At 67.7% G+C, this 26,602-nt stretch carries 29 protein-coding genes and 2 pseudogenes; 10 read left to right on the top strand and 21 right to left on the bottom strand.

Annotation, left to right across the window (positions count from 1 at the left end; translation table 11 throughout):
* Nucleotides 1-36 precede the first annotated feature (36 nt).
* Nucleotides 37-144: pseudogene (locus tag A5747_RS25520) on the top strand (glycosyltransferase); the annotation flags it as partial.
* On the opposite strand, the pseudogene mshA reads toward A5747_RS25520, so the two are convergent.
* A pseudogene (gene mshA / locus A5747_RS18405) lies at nt 133-1,185 on the bottom strand (D-inositol-3-phosphate glycosyltransferase); the annotation flags it as partial. The pseudogenes A5747_RS25520 and mshA overlap by 12 nt on opposite strands.
* A gap of 52 nt (nt 1,186-1,237) precedes the next feature.
* Nucleotides 1,238-2,545, bottom strand: coding sequence for an ROK family transcriptional regulator (locus A5747_RS18400; protein ID WP_076126870.1), 1,308 nt, complete (start codon nt 2,543-2,545; stop codon nt 1,238-1,240).
* A 173-nt stretch (nt 2,546-2,718) separates the two neighbouring features.
* Between A5747_RS18400 and A5747_RS18390 the strand changes: the two genes are divergently transcribed.
* A complete protein-coding gene (locus A5747_RS18390; protein ID WP_369805135.1) occupies nt 2,719-3,462 on the top strand; it encodes an SDR family NAD(P)-dependent oxidoreductase in 744 nt (247 codons plus the stop codon).
* Here A5747_RS18390 and A5747_RS18385 read toward each other — a convergent pair.
* Nucleotides 3,446-4,765, bottom strand: coding sequence for an Ig-like domain-containing protein (locus tag A5747_RS18385; protein ID WP_076126846.1), 1,320 nt, complete (start codon nt 4,763-4,765; stop codon nt 3,446-3,448). The genes A5747_RS18390 and A5747_RS18385 overlap by 17 nt on opposite strands.
* A gap of 82 nt (nt 4,766-4,847) precedes the next feature.
* Nucleotides 4,848-5,951, bottom strand: coding sequence for a UDP-N-acetylmuramate dehydrogenase (locus A5747_RS18380; RefSeq protein ID WP_369805137.1), 1,104 nt, complete (start codon nt 5,949-5,951; stop codon nt 4,848-4,850).
* Nucleotides 5,952-5,953: 2 nt separating this feature from the next.
* On the opposite strand from A5747_RS18380, the gene A5747_RS18375 reads away from it, so the two are divergent.
* Genes A5747_RS18375 through A5747_RS18365 form a run of 3 tightly spaced genes read left to right on the top strand, consistent with a single transcriptional unit; the run spans nt 5,954 to nt 8,424 of the window.
* On the top strand, nt 5,954-6,478 hold the full coding sequence (locus A5747_RS18375) for a DUF2505 domain-containing protein (protein WP_076126842.1): 525 nt from the start codon (nt 5,954-5,956) through the stop codon (nt 6,476-6,478).
* A gap of 24 nt (nt 6,479-6,502) precedes the next feature.
* Nucleotides 6,503-7,345: a carbon-nitrogen hydrolase family protein gene (locus A5747_RS18370; RefSeq protein ID WP_076126840.1), complete on the top strand. Its 843-nt coding sequence runs from the start codon at nt 6,503-6,505 to the stop codon at nt 7,343-7,345.
* Nucleotides 7,342-8,424: a DUF2993 domain-containing protein gene (locus A5747_RS18365; protein WP_076126838.1), complete on the top strand. Its 1,083-nt coding sequence runs from the start codon at nt 7,342-7,344 to the stop codon at nt 8,422-8,424. The genes A5747_RS18370 and A5747_RS18365 overlap by 4 nt, the downstream gene beginning before the upstream one ends.
* Before the next feature lies 1 nt (nt 8,425).
* Here the strand turns inward: A5747_RS18365 and deoC are convergent, their stop codons facing one another.
* From deoC to A5747_RS18335, 6 genes are all read right to left on the bottom strand, one after another.
* Complete coding sequence (gene deoC, locus A5747_RS18360) at nt 8,426-9,097, bottom strand: deoxyribose-phosphate aldolase (protein ID WP_076126835.1); 672 nt, start codon at nt 9,095-9,097, stop codon at nt 8,426-8,428.
* Nucleotides 9,097-9,525, bottom strand: coding sequence for a DUF2599 domain-containing protein (locus A5747_RS18355; RefSeq protein ID WP_076126833.1), 429 nt, complete (start codon nt 9,523-9,525; stop codon nt 9,097-9,099). The genes deoC and A5747_RS18355 overlap by 1 nt, the downstream gene beginning before the upstream one ends.
* Before the next feature lie 4 nt (nt 9,526-9,529).
* Nucleotides 9,530-9,817, bottom strand: a complete 288-nt coding sequence (locus A5747_RS18350; RefSeq protein WP_040621261.1) for a DUF2516 family protein — start codon at nt 9,815-9,817, stop codon at nt 9,530-9,532.
* A 118-nt stretch (nt 9,818-9,935) separates the two neighbouring features.
* Entirely contained in the window at nt 9,936-10,526 is a 591-nt protein-coding gene (hbhA, locus tag A5747_RS18345; protein ID WP_076126830.1) for a heparin-binding hemagglutinin HbhA, read from the bottom strand.
* 215 nt (nt 10,527-10,741) lie between these two features.
* Nucleotides 10,742-11,158 (bottom strand): helix-turn-helix domain-containing protein, encoded by a 417-nt coding sequence (locus A5747_RS18340; RefSeq protein WP_076126828.1) that lies wholly within the window; start codon nt 11,156-11,158, stop codon nt 10,742-10,744.
* A gap of 84 nt (nt 11,159-11,242) precedes the next feature.
* Nucleotides 11,243-12,613, bottom strand: a complete 1,371-nt coding sequence (locus A5747_RS18335; RefSeq protein WP_139333041.1) for a DUF445 domain-containing protein — start codon at nt 12,611-12,613, stop codon at nt 11,243-11,245.
* A 134-nt stretch (nt 12,614-12,747) separates the two neighbouring features.
* On the opposite strand from A5747_RS18335, the gene A5747_RS18330 reads away from it, so the two are divergent.
* Nucleotides 12,748-13,449, top strand: coding sequence for a TetR/AcrR family transcriptional regulator (locus A5747_RS18330; protein WP_076126825.1), 702 nt, complete (start codon nt 12,748-12,750; stop codon nt 13,447-13,449).
* Nucleotides 13,450-13,465: 16 nt separating this feature from the next.
* Entirely contained in the window at nt 13,466-14,479 is a 1,014-nt protein-coding gene (locus A5747_RS18325; RefSeq protein WP_076126823.1) for a prenyltransferase, read from the top strand.
* Here the strand turns inward: A5747_RS18325 and A5747_RS18320 are convergent.
* The 4 genes from A5747_RS18320 to A5747_RS18305 form a co-directional block, all read right to left on the bottom strand.
* Nucleotides 14,472-15,332: a cyclopropane mycolic acid synthase family methyltransferase gene (locus A5747_RS18320; protein WP_076126822.1), complete on the bottom strand. Its 861-nt coding sequence runs from the start codon at nt 15,330-15,332 to the stop codon at nt 14,472-14,474. The genes A5747_RS18325 and A5747_RS18320 overlap by 8 nt on opposite strands.
* Before the next feature lie 85 nt (nt 15,333-15,417).
* Entirely contained in the window at nt 15,418-16,281 is an 864-nt protein-coding gene (locus tag A5747_RS18315; protein WP_076126821.1) for a 3-hydroxybutyryl-CoA dehydrogenase, read from the bottom strand.
* A gap of 60 nt (nt 16,282-16,341) precedes the next feature.
* Nucleotides 16,342-17,628 carry an isocitrate lyase gene (gene aceA / locus A5747_RS18310; protein ID WP_076062568.1) on the bottom strand — a complete coding sequence of 429 codons (1,287 nt, stop codon included), beginning with the start codon at nt 17,626-17,628 and terminating at the stop codon, nt 16,342-16,344.
* A 275-nt stretch (nt 17,629-17,903) separates the two neighbouring features.
* The gene (locus A5747_RS18305; RefSeq protein ID WP_076126818.1) at nt 17,904-18,698 is read right to left on the bottom strand and encodes an acyl-[acyl-carrier-protein] thioesterase; all 795 of its coding nucleotides are present in this window, start codon (nt 18,696-18,698) and stop codon (nt 17,904-17,906) included.
* 150 nt (nt 18,699-18,848) lie between these two features.
* Between A5747_RS18305 and ramB the strand changes: the two genes are divergently transcribed.
* Nucleotides 18,849-20,264: an acetate metabolism transcriptional regulator RamB gene (gene ramB, locus A5747_RS18300; protein WP_076126816.1), complete on the top strand. Its 1,416-nt coding sequence runs from the start codon at nt 18,849-18,851 to the stop codon at nt 20,262-20,264.
* The gene (locus A5747_RS18295; RefSeq protein WP_076126814.1) at nt 20,261-20,824 is read left to right on the top strand and encodes a carboxymuconolactone decarboxylase family protein; all 564 of its coding nucleotides are present in this window, start codon (nt 20,261-20,263) and stop codon (nt 20,822-20,824) included. The genes ramB and A5747_RS18295 overlap by 4 nt, the downstream gene beginning before the upstream one ends.
* On the opposite strand, the gene A5747_RS18290 is transcribed toward A5747_RS18295, so the two are convergent.
* Genes A5747_RS18290 through A5747_RS18280 form a run of 3 tightly spaced genes read right to left on the bottom strand, consistent with a single transcriptional unit; the run spans nt 20,825 to nt 23,233 of the window.
* Nucleotides 20,825-21,106 carry a hypothetical protein gene (locus A5747_RS18290; protein ID WP_076126812.1) on the bottom strand — a complete coding sequence of 94 codons (282 nt, stop codon included), beginning with the start codon at nt 21,104-21,106 and terminating at the stop codon, nt 20,825-20,827.
* A 3-nt stretch (nt 21,107-21,109) separates the two neighbouring features.
* Nucleotides 21,110-22,504: a dihydrolipoyl dehydrogenase gene (gene lpdA / locus A5747_RS18285; RefSeq protein WP_076126809.1), complete on the bottom strand. Its 1,395-nt coding sequence runs from the start codon at nt 22,502-22,504 to the stop codon at nt 21,110-21,112.
* Nucleotides 22,505-22,534: 30 nt separating this feature from the next.
* Entirely contained in the window at nt 22,535-23,233 is a 699-nt protein-coding gene (locus tag A5747_RS18280; protein WP_158070281.1) for a helix-turn-helix transcriptional regulator, read from the bottom strand.
* 94 nt (nt 23,234-23,327) lie between these two features.
* On the opposite strand from A5747_RS18280, the gene A5747_RS18275 reads away from it, so the two are divergent.
* Entirely contained in the window at nt 23,328-23,753 is a 426-nt protein-coding gene (locus A5747_RS18275; protein ID WP_076126807.1) for a nuclear transport factor 2 family protein, read from the top strand.
* Nucleotides 23,754-23,763: 10 nt separating this feature from the next.
* Here A5747_RS18275 and A5747_RS18270 read toward each other — a convergent pair whose 3' ends face one another.
* From A5747_RS18270 to adh, 4 genes are read right to left on the bottom strand one after another with little or no spacing between them, the layout of a single operon-like run.
* Entirely contained in the window at nt 23,764-24,312 is a 549-nt protein-coding gene (locus A5747_RS18270) for a hypothetical protein (protein WP_369805133.1), read from the bottom strand.
* The gene (locus tag A5747_RS18265) at nt 24,305-24,583 is read right to left on the bottom strand and encodes a putative holin (RefSeq protein WP_198938217.1); all 279 of its coding nucleotides are present in this window, start codon (nt 24,581-24,583) and stop codon (nt 24,305-24,307) included. Before A5747_RS18265 ends, A5747_RS18270 begins: the two co-directional genes overlap by 8 nt.
* Nucleotides 24,580-25,056, bottom strand: coding sequence for a DUF779 domain-containing protein (locus A5747_RS18260; RefSeq protein WP_076126803.1), 477 nt, complete (start codon nt 25,054-25,056; stop codon nt 24,580-24,582). The genes A5747_RS18265 and A5747_RS18260 overlap by 4 nt, the downstream gene beginning before the upstream one ends.
* On the bottom strand, nt 25,056-26,579 hold the full coding sequence (adh, locus tag A5747_RS18255; RefSeq protein ID WP_076126800.1) for an aldehyde dehydrogenase: 1,524 nt from the start codon (nt 26,577-26,579) through the stop codon (nt 25,056-25,058). Before adh ends, A5747_RS18260 begins: the two co-directional genes overlap by 1 nt.
* Between the last annotated feature and the right edge of the window lie 23 nt (nt 26,580-26,602).

Raw genomic sequence — 26,602 nt, 5'->3', positions numbered from 1 at the left:
GCGGCGACCCTGTTCCAGGCTGCCGATCTCGTTGCGGTGCCGAGCTATTCGGAGTCGTTCGGCTTGGTCGCCGTCGAAGCGCAGGCCTGCGAGACGCCGGTCGTGGCGGCAGCGGTCGGCGGATTGCCGGTGGCGGTGCGCGACGGGGTCACCGGCGCCCTGGTGTCCGGCCACGACGTCGACCGCTGGGCGGCGGCCATCGACGGCGACCAAGCCGAACGACTCCGAATAGCTCGGCACCGCAACGAGATCGGCAGCCTGGAACAGGGTGGCCAGATTCGCCCGGGACTGCGGCGGCAGGAATGTCACCCGCGCCGCGATGCCCAATTCGTCTGCGAGACGGACCAGCCCGTCTGGAGACGCCAGCCCGGTCCCCGACGGTCCGCCGGCGACCACGATGCGCACGCCGGGCAGTTTGGCGGCGGCCCGCAACACGATGTCGGGCGCCTTCAGCGGCTGGATCCGGCCGACGAAGGCCACGATGTCCTCGTCGAGCGGGAGCCCCAGTGCCGCGCGGGCCGCCCGGCGATCACCCGGATGGAACACGTCCAGGTCCACACCCGGATGCACCACGTCGATGCTCGCGGGATCGGCGCGGTGGATCGAAATCAATTGCCTCGCTTCATCATCGGTGTTGACGATCAGCCGGTCCGCCTCGTCGACCACCTGCTGCTCCCCCACCGTGCGCAGCGGCGGCTCGGGCGCATCACCGTCGGCCAGTGCCGCGTTCTTCACCGCGGCCAGCGTGTGCGCGGTATGCACCAGCGGAACCGCCCAGCGGTCGCGGGCCAGCCAGCCGACCTGACCGGACAGCCAGTAGTGCGAATGCACGATGTCGTAGTGGCCCGGTTCGTGGGATGCCTCGGCGCGCAGCACCCCCGCCGCGAACGCGCACAGCTGGGTGGGCAGGTCGTATTTGTCCAAGCCCTCGAACGGCCCGGCCACGACGTTGCGCACCAGCACACCGGGCGCGACCCGCTCGACCGGCGGATCGGCGGATGCGGTGGCCCGGGTGAAGATCTCCACCTCGATGCCCCGACGGGCCAGGTGCAGCGCCGTTTGCAGCACGTAGACGTTCATGCCGCCCGCATCGCCGGTTCCCGGCTGGGCCAGTGGTGAGGTGTGGACCGCCAACACCGCAATGCGGCGCGGGTCGTTCAGCCGGAAGACGTCATCGTGCCGCACACTGTCATCTTTACAGGACGGGCCCCGACCCCACCCGAGGGCGCTGTTCGCGCTAAGCGGAAGACTCGTCCGGTTCGACATCCGCCCGGGCGGCCAGCGCGCCGGCGCGGCGCATCGCGCCCAGCGGATCGGCGTACAGCCCGCCCAGCGACACGATCCCGGCCCCGGCCTCCTGGACCCGGTTGCCGAACGCCGTGACCCGGATATCGCGCGGGGGCAGCACCGAGCGCGCGGCGAACGCCTCTTCCACCTGGCCCATGGCCTCGGGATACTCGGTGAACCCCTGGCCGCCGACCACCAGCTCGTCGGGGTTGAGCACGTCACGCAGCAGTGCGACGGCCTCGCCGAGCACCCGGGCGCGTTCCGCGAGCAGCTCTTTGGCCTGCTCGTTCCCAGCGCGGGCCACCCGCACCAGGTCGGTCATCGCGGTGACGGCGCCGTTCGCGCGGTTCACCGGGGCGGCGGGCAGGATCCGAAGCCGGCGGGCGGCGGCCAGCACGGCCTCGTCGCTGACGGTCGATTCCAGCTGCCCGGTGCCGCCGAGCAGCTCCGAGTACGCGGGCAGGCCGGCGATGGTGCCGGGGCCGCTGGCCGGGCAGTGCACGCGCCCGCCGATCACCAGCGCATAGCCAACCGTCTCGCGGGCGTAGATGTACAGGCTGGTCGGCGAGCTCGGCGCGAACCGCCGCATGCCGAGCAGCAGCTCGGCCCCGGCCATCGCGTCGACGTGGGAGGCCACCGAAACCGGCAGGCCCAGCGCGTCGGCCAGCACCGATCCGACCGGCGCTTGCCGCCAGCCCAGCCGCGGGTGGTCGACGTGGCCGGTGGCGCCGTCGACGGTGCCACCGATCGCCACGCCCACCCACAGCAGGCGGCGCCGGTGCCAGCGCCTCATGTAGCGGGTCGCGCTTTCGGCGAGCGAGGCGAGCGCGGGTCCGGGCGGGCTGAGCGGTGTCGGGGTCTCGACGGTGTCCAGCGTGCGGCCGAAGAGATCGGTGGCGACGATGCTGGTGGTGCGCGCGCCGATGTGGATGCCGAGCGTCACGAACGGCTCATGGTTGATCTCGACGGGCACCCGCGGGCGTCCGATCGCGCCGGAGACCGCGAGGTCGGCACGCTCCCGCAGCAGGCCGGCCGCGAGCAGCGCGATGACCTGGCGGTTAACCGTCGCGATGCTCAGGGATGTGACCGCGGCGATGACGTCGCGTCCGACGGGCCCGCGCAACCGCACCGCGCGGAAGACGGACGCCGCCGCCGAGTCGGAGATGTGCAAGGCCGGCGGCAGGATCTGGCGGTGCAACCGCAGATGGCCTTTGCGGCCGGGCGAATGATGGGTGTGAGTGAGACTGGTCGTGCGCACGAGCGTCCTTTGGTTGAGTACTGAGGGCCGGTCTTCGGCCACGCCGGGGAGTCAGGCGCGGCAAAGTGCGCGGCAACAACACGCACCTGCCGCGCAAAGACACGCGGTGGCGGTGTTGACCAGGACGCTGTACTGCACAGGGGAAATTTAGCACGTTTATTAGAGTTGTCCTGGTGAGTTCAGCGAGCGATCGGATCGCGGTCGTCACCGGTGCCAGTTCCGGGATCGGTGAGGCGACCGCCAAAACCCTTGCGGCCCTTGGGTTTCACGTCGTGGCGGTGGCACGTCGGGCCGACCGGATCAACGCCCTTGCGGACGAGATCGGCGGTAGCGCCGTTGTGGCTGATGTCACAGACGACGCGGCCGTCGCGGCGCTCGCGCAGGGCCTGAGCCGGGTCGATGTGCTCGTCAACAACGCCGGTGGCGCCCGGGGGCTGGAGCCGGTGGGCGACGCCGACCTGGAGCACTGGCGGTGGATGTGGGAGACCAACGTGATGGGCACCCTGCGGGTCACCCGCGCGCTGCTGCCCAAGCTGATCGAGTCCGGCGACGGACTGATCATCACCGTCACCTCGATCGCGGCGATGGAAACCTACGACGGCGGGGCCGGCTATACCGCGGCCAAGCACGCGCAGGGCGCCCTGCACCGCACGCTGCGCGGCGAGCTGCTGGGCAAGCCGGTCCGGCTCACCGAGATCGCGCCGGGAGCGGTCGAAACCGAGTTCTCACTGGTCCGCTTCGACGGCGACGAGCGGCGCGCGGACGCCGTCTACTCGGGCATCACACCGTTAACGGCCGCCGATGTGGCCGAGGTGATCGGGTTCGTGGCCTCCCGGCCGTCGCACGTCGACCTGGACCAGATCATCATCCGGCCCCGGGATCAGGCCAGCGCCTCGCGGTTTAACCGCCGGGCCTAGCCGGCGCCGACGTGGTGGTGGTCGTCGGGGTGCCCGACAGGGTGGGGGCATCCGACGGGGTCACCGGTGCGGTGACCGGGATCTGCGTCGACGGCGGATGCGCGGTCGGGGGCGGCAGCGCCGACATCGCCACCCAGGTGTCCCAGTCGACGGCCCAGTCCCAGATGTCGCCGTCGGAGTAGGACAGCTGAATCGAGCTTCCCGTCACCTCGACCGGGTCGCCGTACATCGCGCTGCCGTAGTACTGCTCGGCATCCGCGGTGGACAGGTTGATGCAGCCGTTGGTGACGTTGGTGTTGCCCTGCGCCCCGGAGCTGGCGGGGTTGGCGTGGATGAACTCGCCGTTGTTGGAGATCCGCACCGCCCACCGTTCGTGGATGTGGTTGTAGCCGGCCGCCGGGTTGGACATGTAGAAGTCGGCGTACTTCTCGGTGACGACGTGGATGCCGTTGCGGGTGACGTTGCGCGCCTTGTCGGCCTCGCCGTAGCTGCACGGGAAATCCATGATGACGCCGGCGTCGGTGACGACCTGGATGCGGTGCGACGAGACCTCGGCCTTGACGACCTGCTTCCGGCCGATCTGGATGCGCAGCGAGATGTCGTCGGCGCCGTACGCGCCCTCGCCGAAGGACCGCCCGTAAAGCTTGGCGTCGACGTTGACGGTGGTGCCCGCCGGGTAGTACTCGCGGGGGCGCCAGTGCGCGCGTGCGCCCTGCGCCTCGTCGGGCAGCCAGGCCCAGCTGCCCTCGACGGGCGGGTTGGTGGTGACGGTGAGGGCCTTCTCGACGGAGGCCTTGTCGCTGATCGGCGCGTCGAACTGGATGATGATCGGCGCCGCCACTCCGACGGTCTGGCCGTCGGCCAGCTGGAACGCCCCGCCGATCTTCTTGCTGGGCGACACGGTGGTGAACTTGCCGCTGACCGGAATCGCCTTGCCGTCGTGGCCGACGGCCGAGCCGCTCCAGGTGTAGGTGCCGTCGTAGCCTAGCGGCTCGGTGATCGTGTAGACGGTGCGATCGGCGTTGTACGCTCCGGCGACGACCTTGCCCGACGAGTTCGTCAGCGCCACCTTCTGAAACCAGCCGTCACCGATCTGAACGCTTACCGGCGCAATGGGAATCACGTCCGAGGCCGCGTCGGCCGGCTCGAATTTCAGGTGCGCGGCGGGGGCTTCTTTCTTCTGCGCTTGCTTGGTCACGGTGCCCGCGCAGGCGGCCAAGAAATTGGGCGCGAACACACCAACCCCGAGGGCCGCCAAAGCCAGCCGCCGGTTGATCGGCGGCGGCGCGCTGGATGTGCTCACGACAAATAAAGATACCGGGAGAACGACTCTCGCCCGGTCACGACAACTCGCCGCCCGGGGTGCCGTTGAGCGGATTTAACCCCTACAGCCTGCATCCGAGCAGGACGGGTTCGGGTTCCAGTGTGATGCCAAACACGTCGCGGACTCCGTCACGGATCGTGCGCGCCAACGCGACGACGTCCTCGGCCCTGGCCGCGCCGCGGTTCGTCAGAGCAAGCGCATGCTTGGTGGACAATCGGCATCGGGCGCGCTCGTCGGCCGGATAGCCTTTGGCGAAGCCCGACCGCTCCACCAGCCAGCCGGCGGCCAGCTTGACTCCGCCCGGTGCCGGGTAGTTGGGCACCGGCCCGTCGATCTCGGCGGCCAGCCCCTCGTACACCTCGGGTGCGACCACCGGGTTGGTGAAGAACGAACCAACACTCCACGTGTCGTGGTCGGCCGCGTCGAGGACCATGCCCTTGCGGGCGCGCAGCGCCAGCACCGCGTCACGCACGGCGCCCGGGTCGGTCCGCTCGCCGCTGGCCACGTCGAGCGCGGCCGCCAACTCGCCGTAGCGCAGCGGCGCGCTGCGGCCCGACGCATCCAATGCGAACTCCACTTCCAGTACCACAGAAGGGATTTCGAGGCCGCCGGCTTGCTTGAGCACGCTGGTGCGATACCCGAAGCCGAGCTCGCTGCCCGGTACCCACCGCTCGGTGCCGCTGCGCCGATCCAGCAGCCGGACCCGGGTGATGGTGTCAGACACCTCGGCGCCGTAGGCCCCCACATTCTGCACCGGCGTCGCGCCGGCCGAGCCGGGGATGCCGGACAGGCATTCCAGCCCGCCCAGGCCGTGCTCGATGGCCGCGAGGACGACGTCGTCCCAGACCGCGCCCGCCTCCGCGCGCACCAGGTTGCCGTCGATGGTGATGCCATCGTTGGCCAATCGCACCGCGGTCAGGCCGACCAGGGTATCGGCGATCACCAGGTTGGAGCCGCCGGCGAACACCAGCGGCGGCCCAGCCGCGTTTTCGGAGTCCAGCTGACGCATGACGGCGACGATTTGTTCGGTGCTGGTGCAGGTGATCAGGCGCCGCGCCACCGGTCCGATTCGCATCGTGGTCAACGGCGCCAGCGGCACCGCCTCGGCGACATGCGCACCGGCAAACAGCGAACCGACCACGGGCCGTAACGGTAGCCTGGCCAGCTATGCCGCGTTCATTCGACATATCCGCCGACTACGAAGGCAGCGTCGAATCGGTTCTCCAGGCTTACCGCGAGGAGGCCTACTGGCTGGCCAGGCTTGCGGCGTCCGGTGTCGACGACACGAAGCTGGAGGCGTTGCGCTTAGGGGGCGAGTCCGGCGACGACGGCAGCATCGACGTGGTCACGCTGCAAGTGATCCGCAGTGACAAGCTGCCGGCCCTGATCACGCAATTGCACCGGGGCGATCTGTGCATCAGGCGCGAGGAGACGTGGGGCCCGGTTGCCGGCGGGGTCGCGATGGCCACGGTCGCCGGATCGATCGTGGATGCTCCGGCGAACGTGTCCGGTACCGCCGAGCTGTCTGCCACGGGCAAGTCGGTCGGCTCGCGACTGGAGTGCCGGATCACCGTCCACGTCCGCGTCCCACTCATCGGGGGCAAGTTGGAGAATTTCATCGGCACCCAACTGGCCGACCTGGTGGTCGCGGAGCAGCGGTTCACCACGGAGTGGATCGCGAACAACACCTGACCCGCCGCGCTTTAGGCTGGCGCCATGCGAATCGCGTTGGCGCAGGTCCTCAGTGGCACCGATCCGGCAAAGAATCTGCAACTCGTCCGCGAGTATGCCGGCCGGGCCGCGGACGCCGGCGCGCGGCTGGTGGTGTTCCCCGAGGCGACCATGTGCCGGTTCGGCGTCCCGCTGGGACCGGTCGCCGAGCCCGTGGACGGGCCCTGGGCCGACGGTGTCCGGGCGGTCGCCGCCGACGCCGGCATCACCGTGATCGCGGGCATGTTCACTCCGGCCGGCGACGGGCGCGTGAAGAACACGCTGATCGCGACCGGGCCGGCCACGCCTAATGAGCCCGACACCCACTACGACAAGATCCATCTGTACGACGCGTTCGGCTTCACCGAGTCGCGCACCGTCGCGCCCGGGGCGGAGCCGGTGGTGATCACGGTCGACGGCGTCGGCGTGGGGTTGTCCGTTTGCTACGACGTCCGCTTCCCGGAGCTCTACACCGAACTGGCCCGACGCGGCGCGCAGGTGATCGCGGTTTGTGCGTCCTGGGGTTCGGGTCCCGGCAAACTCGAGCAGTGGACGCTGCTGGCCCGGGCCCGCGCGCTGGACTCGATGAGCTACGTCGCCGCGGCGGGCCAGGCCGACCCCGGCGACAGCTTGACCGGCCCGGGGTCCGGCTCCGGAGCACCGACCGGAGTGGGCGGCAGCCTGGTGGCCTCGCCGCTGGGTGAAGTGGTCGCGTCGGCGGGCGCCGAGCCGCAGCTCGTGGTCGCCGACATCGACGTCGACCGGGTAGCGAAGGCCCGCGAGAGCATCGCGGTGCTGCGAAACCAGTCAAGCTTTGCTCGAATCGATAGGGCAGAATCGGTTGGGTGACGAACCCGCCAGGACCGCCAGGACCACCTAACGAGGGCCCGTGGGGCCGTCCCGGCAGTCAAGGCCCCTCGGGCCCACCACCGACCGAGCGTCCGACCGAGCGATTCCCCACCGGAGGCCCCGGCCAGTCGCCACCGCAGCCCGGGCCCGGCCCGGTGCCGCCACCTCCGCCTCAGCGAGCGCCGGGCCCACCGCCGCCGCGGGCGCCGGAGCCGCAGACCGAGCAGCTGGGTGCGACCCGGCCGGACACGCAGGGACCCGGCTACCCGCCTCCGCCCGTTCCGCCGGCGGGCCCGACGGAACGGTTGGCAACTCCGAACGAAGAGCCTGTGAAAAGAAAACGACGCTTCCTTCGCGACCCGCTATCGATCCTGCTGGTCTGCATCATCGTGGTTTCGCTCGTCATCGCGGCGCTGATCGGCGCCGAGCTGTACGTGCGCCACGTCGCCAACAACAAGGTCGCCGAGGCGGTGGCGTGCGAGACCAAGGATCAGGCCACCGCGTCGTTCAGCGTGACCCCGCTGATGCTGTGGCAGCAACTGACCAAGCACTACAGCAACATCTCGGTCTCGACCGCCGGCAACCAGATCCGCAGCGCCAAGGGTATGAAGATCGAAATCAACATCCGAGATGTGCGGCTCCAATCGACGGCCAATTCCAAGGGCACCATCGGGTCGCTCGACGCCACCATCACCTGGACGACTGAGGGCATCAAGGAATCGGTGCAAAACGCTATCCCGGTCCTGGGTCCCTTCGTCACCAACAGCGTGACCACGCATCCGGCCGACGGCACCGTCGAGCTGAAGGGCATGCTGGACAACATCACCGCCAAGCCGGTGGTCTCCGGCACCGGGTTGGAGTTGCAGATCGTCAGCTTCAACGCCCTCGGCTTCACCATGCCGAAGGAAAGCGTGCAGTCGACGCTGGACAAGTTCACCTCAGACCAAACGAAGAACTTCCCGTTGGGCATTCACGCCGACAGCGTGCAGGTGACCAATTCCGGTGTGACGAGCCACTTTTCGACGCAGAACGCCACCATCCCCACCGGAAATACCAACCCCTGCTTCGCCAACCTCTGATTCAGTCGAGCCCGTCGAGTACGGCCCGGGTACCTGACAGGCCCAGCCTGGTCGCGCCCGCGTTGAGCATCGCGACGGCGTCGGCGGCGGTGCGGATGCCGCCACTGGCCTTGACCCCCAACCGCCCGCCGACGGTTTCGCTCATCAACGCGACGGCGCGCAGCGACGCCCCGCCGGCGGGATGAAATCCCGTCGATGTCTTGACGAAGTCCGCGCCGGCGTCTTCAGCGGCGCGGCACACCGCCGCCAGCGTGCGCTCGTTATGGCCAAGCAGCACAGCCGATTCCACGATCACCTTCAGCACCGCTCCGGCGGCGGCCGAACGCACCGCTTCGATGTCCGACCGCACCGAGCCGAGTTCACCGGCCAGCGCGGCACCGACGTCGATGACCATGTCGACCTCGCTCGCGCCGGACGCAACCGCCTGCGCGGCCTCTTGCGCCTTGATCGCCGACACATGCTTGCCCGACGGAAAACCGGCCACCGCGGCAACCCGCACACCGCCGGCTTGGATTGCGGCCGGCACCATCGACGGCGAGACGCACACCGCGTAGACACCCAACTCGGCGGCCTCGGCGACCAGCGCGGCCACCTCGGCCTCCGTGGCCTCGGGCTTGAGCAGGGTGTGGTCGACGAGTGCAGCCACCTGGGCGCGGGTGGGTCGGTCCGCCACTAGAACGGTCCTTCCGGGCCGCCGGGATTGCAACCGGCCGCGACCATTTCGGTGTCGTCGACGACCGGCCGCCACGGCTCGAGGTTCCAGCTGGTCTTGCCCGGTTGTGCCATTTCGGCGAACTGCCAGTGGCAGAGGAACTGCGCACGCATGCCGGCGGTGTCGGCGTCCGGTGCCGACGCGAGCACCTCGGCCCACGCTTCGTCGGCGGCCGCCGACGTCCCGGGCTGCCTCGAGGCCGCCCGCCCGGAGGGCGTCGGGTAAACCCGCAAGCTCGCCAGGCCTCCCCACTGCATCCACTCGGTGTGATCGATATAGGGCGGTGAGTACGACGGGCTCGCCGCGCCCGTGCCCGGGTCCGCCCCGGCAGGGACGGCCGCCGAGAAGGCGACCAGCACCGCCGCCGGCAAGGCCAGCAGGGCTTTCATCCCGTCAGCGCGACTTACCCTGAATTTCGAGGAGTTTGGGCCGAACGTCGACCAGATACACGCCGGCCGCGCAGGCCGCGATCGCCATGCCGAGCACGCCGAAGACGAAGCTCAGGATCGATGTCAGCGCGACGGCCAGGCCCAGGATCACCAGCCACACGGGCTTGGTCAGCTTGTCGGCGGCGGTATAGGCATCGGGTCGCTGCAGCGCCGCGTGCACGAACGCGTACACCGCCGTCACCAGGACGGCGATCTGCAAGACCAACATGACGGTACCCACGAGGTGGCTCACGCCTTAAGGGTATGCGGGCGGCGTCCAAAACGTCGACTCCGAGTTGCCCCCGGGGCAACTCGGAGTCGAGTGTGCTGCTTGATCCGGGTTGCCCCCACGGGGGCAACCCGGTACCTGACTACTTCTGGGTGACCTTCTTGGCCGTCGACTTCTTGGCCGCAGCCTTCTTGGCCGGCGCCTTCTTGGCGGGGGCCTTCTTGGCCGGCGCCTTCTTCGCGGGGGCCTTCTTCGGCAGGTCGATGCCGACCAGCTTGGCCGCGCGCTCACCGACCGCGCGGGTCTGCGACGCGACGGTGCCCAGCGCCTCCTGGGTCAGCTCGACGGCCTGGTCCACGGACGCCTGGGCCCGCGCCGACGCGTCGTCGAAGCCGGACTGGCTGCGCAGCCGCTCCAGGGCGACCTCGCCGCGCTCGACCAGCTCGTTGTAGCGGCTGGTCGCGGCCTCCAGGTAACCCTCGGCCGCCCTGCGCAGCTCGTCGGCGGTGAACCGCTCGCGCAGCTCGGTGAACTGCTCGGGCAGGTCCTCCTGCAGCTTGGCCAGGCGGGCACGCCGCTCCTCGACCCGGCTGCGGGTCTCGGTGCGGGTTTCCTCGGCACGCTCACGCAGGTTGGTGATCAGGTCGTTGACGGTGGCCAGGGCCAGGTCCGCCGCGCCGAGTGCGGCGAGCAACGGGGCGCGCAGGTCTTCGATGTTCGGGTTTTCAGCCATTGGTTTTCCTTTCGTTATTTCTTTCGTTATCGGTGTTACGGACTGCTGTCTGGTGGAAGTTGCGCGAGAACCTCCTGCTTGGTCGGTCGAGTGATGATCGAGTGGCAGCTGCGCTGGCCGCCAGATCGGGGCAGCAGAGCCAGCAACTGGCCTGGAACGGTTGAGTCCCTTCCTTCTGGGTAACCGCGTGGCGCGCCGTCTATACGTCGCCCAGGTCAGTCGCCATTGGATTCGGTCGGACACTCCTCTGGGGTGGATTCGTTTTGTTGGGCGAACGACGCGTAGATGTCGAGCAGGATTTGCTTCTGACGCTCGGTGATCGCGGTGTCGGTGATGATCGCGTCGCGCACCTGACTGGCCTCGCTCGGCTCGAGGATCCCGGCCCGCACGTAGAGCACCTCGGCCGAAATCCGCAGCGCTTTCGCGATTTGGTTCAAGACGTCGGCGGACGGCTTGCGCAGTCCGCGCTCCACCTGGCTGAGGTAGGGGTTGCTGACCCCCGACCGCTCGGCCAGTTGGCGCACCGAGACCTGCGCGTTTTCCCGCAGGTCACGAATGAAGCTGCCGATGTCGGAGGCCACTTCGGAGGCCGCGGTCGACACCTTGGCGGAGAGCTTCTCCTCGGGTGCCATTGCGTACTCCTGGGTCGATGGTCGATCTTGACGGCCCTCAGACTACGGACAAGTGCTTGCTTTTGCAAGCACTTGTTAGCACCGCTAGAAAAGCAGCTGCGCGACGGCGTAGATCGCCAGCCCCGCGAGCGAGCCGACCACCGTTCCGTTGATCCGGATGAATTGCAGGTCGCGGCCGACGTGCAGTTCGATCCGCCGGCTGGCCTCCTCGGCGTCCCAGCGCTCGATCGTCTCGGTGATGATCGCGGTGATCTCAACCCCATACTGCGAGACCAGGTGCTGGGCCGCCCGGACGATCCAGTTGTCGACCTTGTCGCGCAGCTCGGCGTCGTCGCGCAGCGATTCCCCGATGCGAACCACCGTGTCGGCGATGCGGGTCCGCAACGCGCTCGACGGGTCGTCGACGCCCTCGAGCACCAGCCGTTTCATCGTCTTCCATGCCGTCGCGGCGGCGTTGGCGATCTCGTCGCGGGCCATCAGCTGCTCTTTGACGGCTTCGGCGCGCGCGATGGTGTCCGGATCGTGCTGCAGGTCGTCGGCGAATTCGAACAGGAAGCGCGTCGCCGAGCGGCGCAGTTCGTGGTCGGGGTTGCGCCGCACCTTGTCGGTGAAGTCCATCAACTCGCGGTGAATGCGGTCACCGACGAGGTGGTCGATGAATCGGGGCGACCAGCTCGGCGAGTCGCGCTCGACTACCCGCTGGATGACCTCGCCGGCATTGAGCGACCACTGAAAAGCCCGGTCGGCGAGCAATTGGATCAGGGCTTCCTGCCGGTTCTCGGCCAGCAGGGTCCCGAGTACCCGGCCCACCGGCGGACCCCACTGTGGCTCGGCGATGCGGCGCACGATCATCCGGTCGATGACCTGCTGCACGTCCTCGTCGCGCAGCAACTCCACCAACACCCGGAGGATGGTCGCCGTCTCGCTGGCCACCCGCTCGGCGTGCGAGGGCTCCGACAGCCACTTGCCGAGCCGGCCGGGCACCTGCGCGTCGCGCAGCTTGGTCTCGACCACCGCCGGCGACAGGAAGTTCTCCCGCACGAAGGTGCCCAGGCCCTCGCCGAGCTGATCCTTTTTGCGCTTGATGATCGCCGTGTGCGGGATGGGTATGCCCAGCGGGTGTTTGAACAGCGCGGTGACGGCGAACCAGTCCGCCAGGGCGCCGACCATGCCGGCCTCCGCGGCCGCGCTGACGTAGCCGACCCAGACGCCCGCACTGGTGTGGGCCTGCGCCCACCGGCACGCGAGGAACACGCCGCTGGCACCGATCAGGAAACCCAGCGCCACGATCTTCATCCGGCGCAGCGCCACCCGGCGTTCGGCGTCGGCCTGCGGATCGGCCCCCGCGAACGATTCCGCGAGGGACGTGTGGGGGCGGCGCGCCGGGCTCGGCGACGCGATCACGTCCAGCCCCCGCGCCGGCGACCCCGGCGGCTCGGCTCTGTGTGCCACCACACCATCATGTATCGCCGCGGGCGATTAGTGTGACTTGCACTGTCCAGGGGCCTGTTCTCCCGCGCCCGCCATCCGCCAACCGGACCCCCCAGGCCGTATTATCGAGGGCGTCTAGGGAATGGAAATCGGCGACTGTGGCAGAGCAAATACCGGCTGTGACCGTCAAGATGGATGGTCGCAAGCGGCGCTGGCATCAGCACAAAGTTGATCGACGTAATGAGCTGGTCGACGGAACCATTGAAGCGATTCGGCGGCTTGGCCGCTTCCTGAGCATGGACGACATCGCGGCCGAGATCGGGGTTTCCAAGACCGTGCTGTACCGCTACTTCGTCGACAAGAACGATCTGACGACGGCCGTGATGATGCGGTTCACACAGACGACGCTGATTCCCAACATGACCGCGGCCCTCTCATCGAACTTGGACGGCTTCGACCTGACCCGCGAGGTCATTCGGGTCTACGTCGACACCGTGGCAAACGAGCCCGAGCCGTACCGGTTCGTGATGGCGAACAGCTCGGCGAGCCACAGCAAGGTGATCGCCGACTCCGAGCGAATCATCGCCCGCATGCTCGCGGTCCTGATCCGCCGGCGCATGCACCAGGCCGGGTTGGACACCGGCGGGGTCGAGCCGTGGGCCTACCTGATCGTCGGCGGCGTGCAGCTGGCCACACACTCGTGGATGTCGGAACCCCGGATGAGTCGCGACGAGCTGATCGACTACCTGACCATGCTCAGTTGGAACGCGATATGCGGGATCGTCGAGGTCGGCGGGTCGCTGGAGAAGTTCCGCGCGCAGCCGCATCCGACGCCGATCGTTCCTCCGCAGCCGCGTTGAGGCCTAGGCTTTAGGAATGCCTGAGGCGAGCGTGGGCTCCCGGCTGAGGTCGTGGGCATACGCACTTCGCACCACCAACCCGCCACCCGATGGGCCGGTCGACACGGTCACGCGGTGGCTGGTTGTCACCCGCGCCGCGGTGTTGCCGATGACCCTGGTTTCCGGTCTGGTGGCGGCGCTGCTGGCGGTCGGCAAGCCGGGCCTGGATTGGCGGTGGCTGGTGCTTGCCGTGTTGGGAATCACGTTGGCGCACACCGCCAATAACCTGATGAACGACCTCTACGACACGCAGGTGGGCACCGACAGCGCCACCTATCCCCGCGCGCTGTACGCCCCGCACCCGGTGCTGTCCGGGCTGATCAGCCGCCGGACGTTGGGGCTGGCGATCCTGCTGGTGAACGTCGCGGACCTGGCGATCCTGGTGACGCTGACGTGGGCCCGCGGTTGGCCCGTAATCGCCTTTGCGCTCAGCGGTTTCGCGCTGAGCGTCGCGTACACGGCGCCGCCGCTGCGCCTGAAGAAACGCGGGCTGGGCGAGCCCGACGTTTTCGTCGTGTGGGGTCCGCTGATGGTCTGCGGGACGTACTACTCGGCGGTCGGCTCGGTCGGTTGGGACGTCGTCCTGGCCTCACTGCCCTACGGCTTGCTGTGCACGACGGTGCTGATGGGCAAGCACATCGACAAGATCCCCTACGACGAGCCGCTCGGGATCCGGACGCTGCCGGTCCTGCTGGGCGAGGCGCGCGCCCGCGTCGTGACGCTGGGCATGATGGTCGGCTTCTACGTGCTGGTCGCGATCGCCGTCGCGGCTGGCGCGATGCCCTGGGCCGCGCTGGTGGTCGCCTTGGCGCTGCCCCGGCTGGCGAAGGTGTGGCCGTACTTCCGCCGCCCGAGACCCGCCGAACCGCCACCGAAGTTTCCGGTGTGGCCCCTGTGGTATGCCGCGCTGGCGTGGGTGCACGTGCGGCAGGCGGGCGCGCTATTGGTGCTCGGCCTGGCGATCGGCGCCGTCCTGCGTAGCACTACTTGACGAGCGTGAACTGCCCCACGTTGGTGACGCCTTTGCGGAAGAAATTCTCGCAGCCGGTCAGGTAGTGCATATAGCGGTCGTAGACCTCTTCGGATTGGATCGCGACGGCGTTTTCCTTATTGACCGCAAGATTGGCCGCCCACATGTTGAGCGTGCGCGCGTAATGCTCCCGCAGCAATTGCACCTTTTCGACCGAGAAACCGGCGGCCTGCGCAAACTTGAAAATGTCTTCCTGCGCCGGCAACTGGCCGCCCGGGAAGATTTCCGTGCCGATGAATCGCATGAATCGCACGTCGCTCATCGTCAGCGAGACGCCGCGCTCATGTTGCTGTTTCTGGGTGTACGTCAAAATCGTGTGCAGGAGCATTCTGCCGTCGGCGGGAAGGACGTCGTGGGCGTGGCCGAAAAATGCGGCCCACCGTTCGGATTTGAACGCTTCGAAGGCGCCGATGGTGACGATGCGGTCGACCTTGTCGTCGAACTCCTCCCAGCCCTGCAACCGCACCTCGACGTTGCGCCGGGTCGGCAAACCGGCGAGCTTCGCCTTGCTGTATTCAAACTGGTTGCGGCTGAGCGTGATTCCGATCACGTTGACATCAAATTTCTCGATCGCTCGTTGCAGCGCTCCACCCCAACCGCAACCGATGTCGAGCAACGTCATGCCGGGTTCGAGGTTGAGCTTGCCCAGCGCCAGGTCGAACTTTGCGTTCTGGGCCTCCTCGAGGGTCATGTCGTCCCGCTCGAAGTAGGCGCAGGTGTAGGCCATGGTCGGGTCTAGGAATAACGAGAAGAATTCGTCCGAGATGTCGTAGATGGATTGCGACTCTTCGTAATACGGCTTCAACTGAGCCATGCGATTCGGATGCCTCTCGTCGGTTGTCGCGAGAATGCTACCCGATCGACACAATGGCGTCGCGCCGACCCATTCACGGGCCGCATCAGTACGTATAGAAGCCTTGTCCGGATTTCTTGCCGAGCCGGCCGGCCTCCACCATGCGCAGCAGCAGCGGCGGCGGGCCGTATTGGGGCTCCTTGAATTCTTCGAACATTTTGTCCGCGATGAGTTTGAGGGTGTCCAATCCGACGAGATCGGACAGCCGCAGCGGGCCCATCGGGTGCGACAGCCCGGCGACCACTGCCTTGTCGACGTCTTCGACGGTGGCAAAACCGGCTTCCACCATCCGGATCGCCGACAGCAGGTACGGAACCAGCAGGGCGTTGACGACGAAGCCGGACCGGTCCGAGCAGCGCACCACCTGCTTGCCCAGAACCGCACTGGCGAACTCCTCGGTGCGCGCGGCCGCGACCTCGTCGGTGACCAGCGTGCTGACCAGTTCGACCAGCGGCAGCACCGGGACCGGGTTGAAGAAGTGCAGGCCCAGCACGCGCTGAGGGTTCCTGGTGGCCGCGGCCACCTTCATGATCGGGATGCTGGAGGTGTTCGACGCCAGGACCGCGTCGGGGTCGGTGATGACCTGGTCCAGTTCCGCGAACAGCTCGGCCTTGACGGCCTCGTCCTCGATGATGGCCTCGATCACCAGTTGGCGGTCGGCCAGGTCCTTCAGGTCGGTGGTGAACGTCAGCTTGTCGAGCGCGCGGTCGCGCTCCCGCTCGGTGACCTTGCCCGCGCTGACGCCGCGCTCCAGCGACCGGACGATGCGGTTGCGTCCGGCCGTGATCAGCTCCTCGCTGGGCTCGTACACCGTCACGTCGACTCCGGCGCGCACCGAGACCTCGGCAATGCCGGACCCCATCTGCCCCGCACCGACAACCCCGACCCGGTGGATCGCTGCGTCGCTCACTACTTCCTCCTAAACGCGCGAGCAGTCCCCCGCATGCGGGGGACTGCTCGGCAGACTAACTCAGTGGAACTGACCCTCTTCGGTCGAACCCGCCAGCGCGGTGGTCGACGAGCTCGGGTCCACCGTGGTCGCGATGCGGTCGAAGTAACCGGCACCGACCTCGCGCTGGTGCTTGGTCGCGGTGTAACCGCGCTCCTCGGCGGCGAACTCGCGCTCCTGCAGCTCGACGTACGCGCTCATCTGGTTGCGGGCGTAGCCGTAGGCCAGATCGAACATCGAGTAGTTCAGCGCGTGGAAGCCGGCCAGCGTGATGAACTGGAACTTGAATCCCATTGCGCCAAGCTCTTTTTGGAACTTCGCGATGGTGGAGTCGTCCAGGTGCTTCTTCCAGTTGAAGGAAGGCGAGCAGTTGTAGGCGAGCATCTGGTCCGGGAACTCCGACTTGACGCCCTCGGCGAACTTGGCCGCGAGCTCGAGGTCCGGGGTCCCGGTCTCCATCCAGATCAGGTCGGAGTACGGCGCGTAGGCCTTGGCCCGCGCGATGCACGGCTCGAGGCCGTTCTTGACGCGGTAGAAGCCTTCCTTGGTCCGCTCACCGGTGATGAACGGCTGGTCGCGCTCGTCGACGTCCGAGGTGATCAAGGTGGCCGCCTCGGCGTCGGTGCGCGCGATCACGACCGTTGGCACGCCGGCGACGTCGGCGGCCAGGCGCGCCGAGGTCAGGGTGCGGATGTGCTGCTGAGTCGGGATCAGCACCTTGCCACCGAGGTGGCCGCACTTCTTCTCCGAGGCGAGCTGGTCCTCCCAGTGCGACCCCGCGACGCCCGCGGCGATCATCGCCTTCTGCAGCTCGTACACGTTGAGCGCACCGCCGAAGCCGGCCTCGCCGTCGGCGACGATCGGCGCCAGCCAGTTCTCCACGGACCGGTCGCCCTCGACCTTGGCGATCTCGTCGGCGCGCAGCAGCGCGTTGTTGATGCGACGGATGACCTGCGGCACCGAGTTAGCCGGGTACAGGCTCTGGTCGGGGTAGGTGTGGCCGGACAGGTTGGCGTCGCCGGCGACCTGCCAACCCGACAGGTAGATGGCCTTCAGGCCGGCGCGCACCTGCTGCACGGCCATGTTGCCGGTCAGGGCGCCGAGGGCGTTGATGTACTCCAGGTCGTGCAGCTGCTCCCACAGCACCTCGGCGCCGCGGCGGGCCAGGGTGTGCTCCTCGACGACGCTGCCCTGCAGGGCGACGACGTCCTTGGCGGTGTAGGTGCGGTTGATGCCCTTCCAGCGCGGGTTGGTGTCCCAGTCGTGCTGGATCTGTTCGGCGCTCTTCGGGGTGCCAACGTCAGACATTGGGCTTAACTCCTTTGCAATTGGTGAACGGTTGACGCCGCCGTCCGGCGGTAGCTGGAGGCTCAACTTCACTGGCGTGCTAACACGACCATGGCACAGCCTGTTTATGCCGGTCCACCCGTTTCATTTGCCAATTTCCGCAACACGTTTGCCCGATTTTGCAAATCTTGCGAAGGCACCCAAGAACTGAACCGTTTCAGAAGCTACCGGCCAGTAACCCCAAAGCCGCAGGTCAAGGCGGGAAATTGAGCGGGCCGCTTAGCGGCCCGGATCGGCTACAGGGAGAAGAGCGCGGCGACGGCTTTCGTCTCGTCGCCGACGGTATATGTGAGCGTTGTAACAGGGCGATCGACCAGGCCGGGACCGAACTGATCGGTGGAACCGGCCGGGTGGACGTGCGAAATGATCTCGAGCTTGTCGCCCAGCGCGACCGGCGCCTCGTGCTCGATGGTGGTGCGTAGCGGTCCCCGCAGCAGCTCGGGATGGGCGGCGAGGTAATCCTCGATCACGCTCCAGTACACCGAGTTGTTCATGTGGTCGAACAGGTCGATGTCGGTCACCCGGACCGGAAACTCGTGGATCTCGGTCGCGTCGTCACGGCTGCCCGGCTTCAAGTAGCCCTTCCACCGCAGCCGATCGATGGCTGTGGTCTTGTGCAGGCCCGCCAGGAAGTCGTCGGCGATGCGCGCGGGCATCTGGGTTTCCCGGTTGATGTTGATCCAGAACGCCTCGGATTCGATCAGGCCGCCCTTGCGGCCGTCGACGCGGACCCGCATTTCGCACCACCGGTTCGAGGTGCCCGAGCACCAGCGCCGGCACCGCAGCATGTCCTGGAACTCGATCGGGCGGATCAGGTCGAGCATGGTGCGGCGGACGATCCACAGCGGGTGGGTCTCCTCGAAGCCCATCTCGCGCAGCTGGTCCTGGCCGATGTCCTGGATATGGCGGCAGGCGGCATCCAGCCGCAGCCGGCCGGTGCGGTCGATGTCGCCGACGCGCAGCGGCCATTCGCGATCGAATACGTCGGGGTGGCCGTCGGGCACCGGCATCATTATTTTGTCCAGGCTCACGGCTTCGCTCCCCCGCTCGCTCCTCGTCTGGACCCCACGGTAACCGGGGGCAGACGGGAATCATGCCAAATGGCATCTCCGAAAAACCAATCCTAGCGCGATGCCAACTCTGCAAACCGTAGCTTCGCAGTGGCGCGTAGGCTCGGTTAGGTGTCCAAAACATTCGTCGGCTCGCGCGTTCGCCAGTTGCGCAGCGAGCGCGGATTCAGTCAGGCCGCGCTGGCCCAGATGCTGGAGATCTCACCCAGCTACCTCAACCAGATCGAGCACGACGTCCGGCCGCTGACGGTGGCCGTGCTGCTGCGGATCACCGAGGTGTTCGGCGTGGACGCGACCTTTTTCGCACCGCACGACGACACCCGGCTGGTCGCCGAGCTGCGCGAGGTGACGATGGATCGCGACCTGGGCATCGACGTCGAACCGCCCGAGGTCGCCGAGATGGTCAGCGCCCATCCCGCGCTGGCCCGCGCGGTCGTCAACCTGCATCGGCGCTACCGGATCACCACCGCGCAGCTGGCCGCCGCCACCGAGGAGCGGTTCTTCGACGGCAGTGGCACCGGGTCGATCACGATGCCCCACGAAGAGGTGCGCGACTACTTCTACCAGCGCCAGAACTACCTGCACGAGCTGGACACCGCCGCCGAGGACCTCACCACCCAGATGCGGTTGCATCACGGCGACCTGGCCCGCGAGCTGACCCGGCGGCTCACCGAGGTGCACGGCGTGCACATCAACCGGCGCATCGATCTCGGCGACACCGTGCTGCACCGCTTTGACCCCGAGACCAAGACGCTGGAAATCAGCAATCACCTCTCGCTGGGTCAGCAGGTGTTCAAGATGGCCGCCGAATTGGCCTACCTCGAATTCGGTGACCTGATCGACAGCATGGTCACCGACGGCAAGTTCACCAGCGACGAGTCGCACACGCTGGCCCGGCTTGGGCTGGCCAACTACTTCGCGGCGGCCGCGGTGCTGCCCTATCGCCAATTCCACGACGTCGCAGAGAATTTCCGCTACGACGTCGAGCGACTGTCGGCGTTCTACTCGGTGAGCTATGAGACCGTCGCGCACCGGCTCTCGACGCTGCAGCGGCCGTCGATGCGCGGTGTTCCGTTCTCGTTCATCCGGGTCGACCGGGCCGGCAACATGTCAAAACGTCAGTCCGCCACGGGTTTTCACTTCTCCTCGAGCGGCGGAACCTGCCCGTTGTGGAACGTCTACGAAACGTTCGCCAACCCCGGCAAGATCCTGGTGCAGATCGCCCAGATGCCCGACGGCCGCAACTACATGTGGGTGGCCCGCACCGTGGAACGCCGCGCCGCGCGGTATGGTCAGCCGGGTAAGACCTTCGCGATCGGGCTGGGCTGCGAACTTCGGCACGCCCACCGGCTCGTCTACTCGGAAGGACTCGACTTGTCGGGTGAGATCGCTACGCCCATCGGCGCGGGTTGCCGTGTCTGCGAACGCGACAACTGTCCGCAGCGGGCGTTCCCCGCGCTGGGGCGCGCGCTCGATCTCGACGAGCACCGCAGCACGGTGTCCCCGTATCTGGTGAAGCAAGCGTGACCGGGCTCCCGGCAGGTCCCGTCGGCCGCATCCCGTCGGGCGGGTTCCGAGAGCTGGGACCGATCAACTGGGTGATCGCGAAGCTGGGTGCGCGCACGGTGAAAGCGCCCGAGTTCCACCTGTTCACCACGTTGGGCCAGCGCCGATTGCTGTTCTGGGCCTGGGCCTTTTACGGCGGCCGGTTGTTGCGGGGGCGGCTGCGGCCGGTCGACACCGAGCTGGTGATCCTGCGGGTCGCGCACCTGCGCTCGTGCGAATACGAACTGCAGCACCATCGCCGGATGGCCCGCCGGGCGGGTCTGGATGCGGACATGCAGGCCGCGATCTTCGCCTGGCCCGACGCGCCGAACGGATCCGGGCTCACCGAACGGCAACGGGCGCTGCTGACGGCGACGGACGAGTTCGTCAAGGACCGGACGATCAGCGACGCGACCTGGCAGCGGCTGGCGACTTACCTGGATCGGCGACAGCTGATCGAATTCTGCTTGCTCGCAAGCCAATACGACGGCCTGGCGGCGACGATGTCCGCGCTCGACATCCCGCTGGACAACCCCCGCTAGCTAGAGGTAGACGTCGGCCAGCACGGCCAGCGTCAGCACCACGGGCAGTATCGGCAGGCCGAAGGCGAACGCCGCCCACAGCTGGTTACCGCGCCGGCGCAACCACCACCCACACGCCCCGGCGCAGATTCCGAGCACCACCGACATCAGCAACACCAGCGGGCCCCACTGGCCCGCCGTCGCATTGTCGCCGGTCGAAATGGCCACCAGCCACAGCACATAGCCGATCGCCACGCCGCCGATGGCGCCGACGATCCTCTCGCTGGTCTTGCTGGTGTTCATCGATCAGAAGTTGATCATGTGGCCGGTCAGGCCGTGGAAGCACTCCTGCAGCGCCTCGGACATGGTCGGATGCGTGTGCACGTTGCGGGCCAGCTCGGTCGCAGTCAGATCCCACTTCTGCGCCAGGGTGAGCTCGGGCAGCAGCTCGGACACGTCGTGGCCGACCAGGTGCCCGCCGAGCAGCTCGCCGTACTTCGCGTCGGCCACCAGCTTGACGAAACCGCTGGGGTCGCCCACGCCGTGCGCCTTGGCGTTCGCAGTGAACGGGAACTTGGCGACCACCACGTCGTAGCCCTCGTCACGGGCCTGCTGCTCGGTGAGCCCGAAACTGGCGACGTTGGGTTGGCAGAACGTCGCGCGCGGCAGCATCCGATAATCGCCGAGCGCCAAAGTCTCTGCCCCACCGATGGTTTCGGCCGCGACCACACCCTGGGCCTCGGCGACGTGCGCGAGCATCAACAGTCCGGTGACGTCGCCGATGGCGTAGATGTGCGGCAGGTTGGTGCGCATGTAGTCGCTGATGCCGATCGCCTTGCGGTCGGTGAGCGCGACCCCGGCCGCCTCCAGCCCGTAGCCCTCGACATTGGGCGCAAAACCGATGGCCTGCAACACCTTTTCGGCCTTGAGCTCGTCGCTGCGACCGTCCTTGCTGACCGTCACCCTGACCACCGAACCGTCGTCGGAGATGCCCTCGACCTTGGTTCCGGTCAACACCTTGACGCCCAGCTTCTTGAACTGCTTTTCGATCTCCTTGGACACCTCGGCGTCCTCGTTGGGCAGCGCGCGCGGCAGGAACTCCACGATCGTGACGTCGACGCCGTAGTTCTTCAGCACGTAGCCGAACTCCATGCCGATCGCGCCGGCCCCGGCGATGATGATCGACTCGGGCAACTCCCGCGACAGGATCAGTTCCTCGTAGGTGACCACGTTTTCCGACAGCGACGTGCCGGGAACCAGCCGGGTGCTGCTGCCGGTGGCGATGATGGCGTTGTCGAACGTGACGGTTTCCGTGCCACCGTCATTGAGCTCAACGGACAGCGTGTTGGCGTCGGTGAACCTGCCGTACCCGTGAATCTCGGTGATCTTGTTCTTCTTCATCAGGAAGTGCACGCCGGCGACGCGGCCCTCGGCCACTTTGCGGCTGCGGTCGAAGGCGATTCCGTAGTCGAAGGTCGCCTCGCCGCTGATGCCGAAGGTCTTGGCCTCTTTGGTGAAAATGTGGGCGAGCTCGGCGTTGCGCAGCAGCGCCTTGGACGGGATGCAGCCGACGTTCAGGCAGACTCCGCCCCAGTACTTCGGCTCGACCACCGCGGTGTTCAGGCCCAGCTGTGCGGCGCGAATCGCCGCGACATATCCGCCGGGACCGGCCCCGAGGACGACGACGTCATAGTGAGTCACGGCCCCTACCCTAGTGGGACTCGACTTCGGTCACGCCGCCAGCCATTTGTTGACCTTGTCCTCGTATGCGTCGGCGACCCGCAGGCTGCGGCCGGGCCCGCGGGTGAGCCATTGCCGATCGAGGAACGCGGCGGTGATCGCGGCCGGGAGTGCCCCGGCCAGGTGCGGTCGGCGATCGGTCCAGTCGATGCAGCACCGCGCGAAGATGCGCCGGGTTGCGCGCAGCGCCGCGGGGTCGACGCCGAGCTTGGTGAGCAAATGCTCCCCGCGGTTGGTGAGCTCGTGATCGCGGTCGTCGATCAGACGGATCGCTTCGGCGGCCAGGAGGCGGTCGCGAAGTTCGACGCCGCGGCGTCCCGCCAGGTGGTCGTAACAGGTTCGCGCCTCGGCCAGCCCGCTGGTCGCACGGTGCTGACGCAGTGAACGCACCGCAAGCGCCGGGGCTATCCGGGCGAGGGCCTCCAGCGCCGCCGCCACGTCCGGACCCGAGAGCTCGTGGTACCGGTGCCGGCCCTGGATCCGCACGCGAATCAATCCGCCGTCGGCCAGGCGACGCAGGTGCGCGGAGGCCGTGGCCGGATGCACCCCGGCCCGGCGAGCGAGTTCCCCGGCCGGCAGCGCTTGCCCGGCGGCCAGCGCGGCCAGCATGGTCGCACGCGCCGGATCCCCGATCAGGCTCGCCACCGCGGCAAGATCACGGTCGGCCGGTGCAGTCGAGATGTCCTTCACATGGCCAGCCTGGCACAGGCACGGTTTGTCGGCCATCAAAGCTTTCCGGCCATACCGTGGAGTCGTCCGAACAAGTCGGCTCCGAGGAGGAACTGTGACCACCCCGCACACCGGGTCCACCGAGGCGATCGAGCGCATCTTCCACGCTTGGGATGAAGCCTTGGGCGCCAAGGACATCGACGCCTCGATGGCGCTTTATGACCCGGACGCGACACTGGAAAGCCCGCTAGTGTGCTACCTGCTTGGCACCGCGGAAGGCGTCGTGCGCGGCCGTGACGCGCTGCGCCGTTTCGTCACGCGGGTGTTCGAGCACCAACCGCCGCAGCGTCGCCGCCACCGCACCGGATTTCTCTCCGACGGCACGAGACTGACCTGGGAATACCCACGGCAGGCCAGTGACGGAGAGCAGATGGACATCGTCGAGGTGATGGAAATCCACCACGGACTGATTTGGCGCCACCGCGTGTACTGGGGCTGGTACAGCGTCCGCATGATCACGACCGGCGACCATCCGAGCTGACCGGCGCTGCCTAGTACGGGATGACGCCGATCAGGCAGTGGCCCACCCGCTCGCAGTAGTAGTAGCCGTAGAGCGGCGCCGCGGCGGCGACGGCGGCGAGCGGCCCGGACATCACCGCGATCGACAGCGCCGAGATCAGCGGCCTGCTGTGCATCGCCAGCATCACACCGCCCACCACGCAGGCGACGACGTAGACCAGCACCGCGAACACCGCGGGCGCCTTGTCGATGGTGTGGTACCACCAATAGAACAGCCCCAGGCCGACGACGGCCCCCACGGCCCACACGCCGAGAAGCACCAGAACCAGCTGCCACCACTTCAGGTAGTGATAGCGGCCGGGAACGGCGACCGGCTGCACCGGCGCACCGCCGGCTTCGCTCACGCCGTCCCGCTCGGTGTCCTCCTCCGGGGCCGTGTCGGGTGCGGGCGTTTCCGGCTCGGGCGCTTCCGGCTCGGCGACAACGGGAACGGGCTGCGAGCCGGTGTCGTCGGAGAAGTCCGGCACGAACGCCTCGGTCTGCGGATGAGACTCCCGGTCCTCATCAGGCACGTCAGGCACCGGCCGCCACCCGCAGAGCGACGAGCGCGCCGAACCACCCCGGCGCTACCGCGAGGATGAACGCGCCGACCACCGTGACCCAGCGCCGCCCCGACAGCACGATCGTCAGCAGCCCGATCACGCTGGGAACGCCCACCACGAGTGCGATCGCGATGTCCGGGCGGACCCTCGGATGGTCCACGACGGTGAACGCCACGGCCGCCAATAACCCGACCGCACAACCGATCAGCATGGCACTGGCCAGCAGCCACGGACGCGGAAGGGGAATCACTTTCTCGACTGTACTGCGGTTGGGCAGGTCCCCAATGCCGCGTCGGCGACCACCGGACCCCGTGTCGCGGGCCGCTCACCGCGCTCGTAGCCGGCGCCGGTGATGACCGTGGCCAACGACGCCTGCTCTTGCTCGGTGAACACGCGGCCGCGGGACAGGAATCGCACCCCCTCGGGCGCTTCCAGGCTGAACCCGCCGCCGCGGCCGGGCACCACGTCGATGACCAACTGCGTGTGCTTCCAGGTCTCGTACTGGGGACCCGAAATCCACACCGGAACCCCGTCGGCCCCGACGTCGAGCACGCCGAGCAACACGTCGCGATCGCCGACGAGGAAATCGCCGAGCGGGTAACACATCGGCGACGACCCGTCGCAGCAGCCACCGGACTGATGGAACATCACCGGGCCGTGCCGGGCCTGTAGCTGCCCGAGCAGCTCGGCGGCATCCGCGGTGATCACCACCCGCGGGACCATCAGAAGAATCCTTGCGCCTTCTGCGAATAGGACACCATCAGGTTCTTGGTCTGCTGGTAGTGGTCGAGCATCATCTTGTGGTTCTCCCGGCCGATGCCGGACTGCTTGTAGCCGCCGAACGCCGCATGCGCCGGGTACACGTGATAGCAGTTGACCCACACCCGGCCGGCCTGGATATCCCGGCCGGCCCGGTAGGCGGTATTGCCGTCGCGGCTCCAGACGCCGGCGCCCAGGCCGTAGAGGGTGTCGTTGGCGATGGCAAGAGCGTCGTCGTAGTCCTTGAACGACGTGACGGCGACCACCGGCCCGAAGATCTCCTCCTGGAAGACGCGCATCTTGTTGTTGCCCCCGAAGATCGTCGGCTGCATGTAGAAGCCGCCGGACAGGTCGCCACCCAGCTCGGCGCGCTCTCCGCCGGTGATGATCTTGGCGCCCTCGTCTTTGCCTATCTCGATGTAGGACAACACCTTTTCCAGTTGGTCGTTGGAGGCCTGCGAACCCAGCATGGTCTCGGAGTCCAGCGGGTCGCCCTGCCGGACCGCCTTGGTGCGGATGGCCGCCAGCTCCAGGAACTCGTCGTAGATGTCGGCCTGGATCAGGCTGCGCGACGGGCAGGTGCACACTTCGCCCTGGTTGAGGGCGAACATCGTGAAGCCCTCCAGCGCCTTGTCCTGGAAATCGTCGTGCGCGGCCATCACGTCGGAGAAGAAGATGTTGGGGCTCTTGCCGCCGAGTTCCAGCGTGACCGGGATTAGGTTCTGCGACGCGTACTGCATGATCAATCGCCCGGTGGTGGTCTCCCCGGTGAAGGCGACCTTGGCGATCCGGTTGCTCGACGCCAGCGGCTTGCCGGCCTCCGCGCCGAACCCGTTGACCACGTTGACCACCCCGGGCGGCAGCAGGTCGCCGATCAGCGACATGAGATAGAGCACCGACGCCGGGGTCTGCTCGGCGGGCTTGAGCACCGCGGCATTGCCGGCCGCCAGTGCCGGCGCCAGCTTCCAGCTGGCCATCAGGATCGGGAAGTTCCACGGAATGATCTGGCCTACCACGCCCAGCGGCTCGTGAAAGTGGTAGGCGACGGTGTCCTCGTCGATCTGAGACAGCGAGCCCTCCTGCGCGCGGATCGCCGCCGCGAAATACCGGAAGTGGTCGGCGGCCAGCGGGATGTCGGCGGCCAGCGCCTCCCGGATCGGTTTGCCGTTGTCCCACACCTCGGCCACCGCCAGCGCGGCCTTATTTTCCTCGATGCGGTCGGCGATCTTGTTCAGGATCGCCGCTCGCTCGGCGGGCGCGGTCTTGCCCCAGGCGGGTGCGGCCGCATGCGCGGCATCGAGCGCCTTTTCCACGTCGGCCTCGTCGGACCTGGCCACCTCGCAGAACGTCTGACCGGTCACCGGCGTCGGGTTCTCGAAATAGCGGCCGCCCACTGGCGCGACCCATTGGCCCCCGATGAAGTTCTCGTACCGGGATTCATACGACATCAATGCCCCGGCGGCACCTGGACGTGCGAAAACAGTCATCTGCTCGGCTCCTCGTTCTGTCC

The organism is Mycobacterium sp. IS-836 (genome assembly GCF_001954275.1).
Classification (GTDB): domain Bacteria; phylum Actinomycetota; class Actinomycetes; order Mycobacteriales; family Mycobacteriaceae; genus Mycobacterium.
This window is presented reverse-complemented; position numbering and strand designations above follow the sequence as displayed.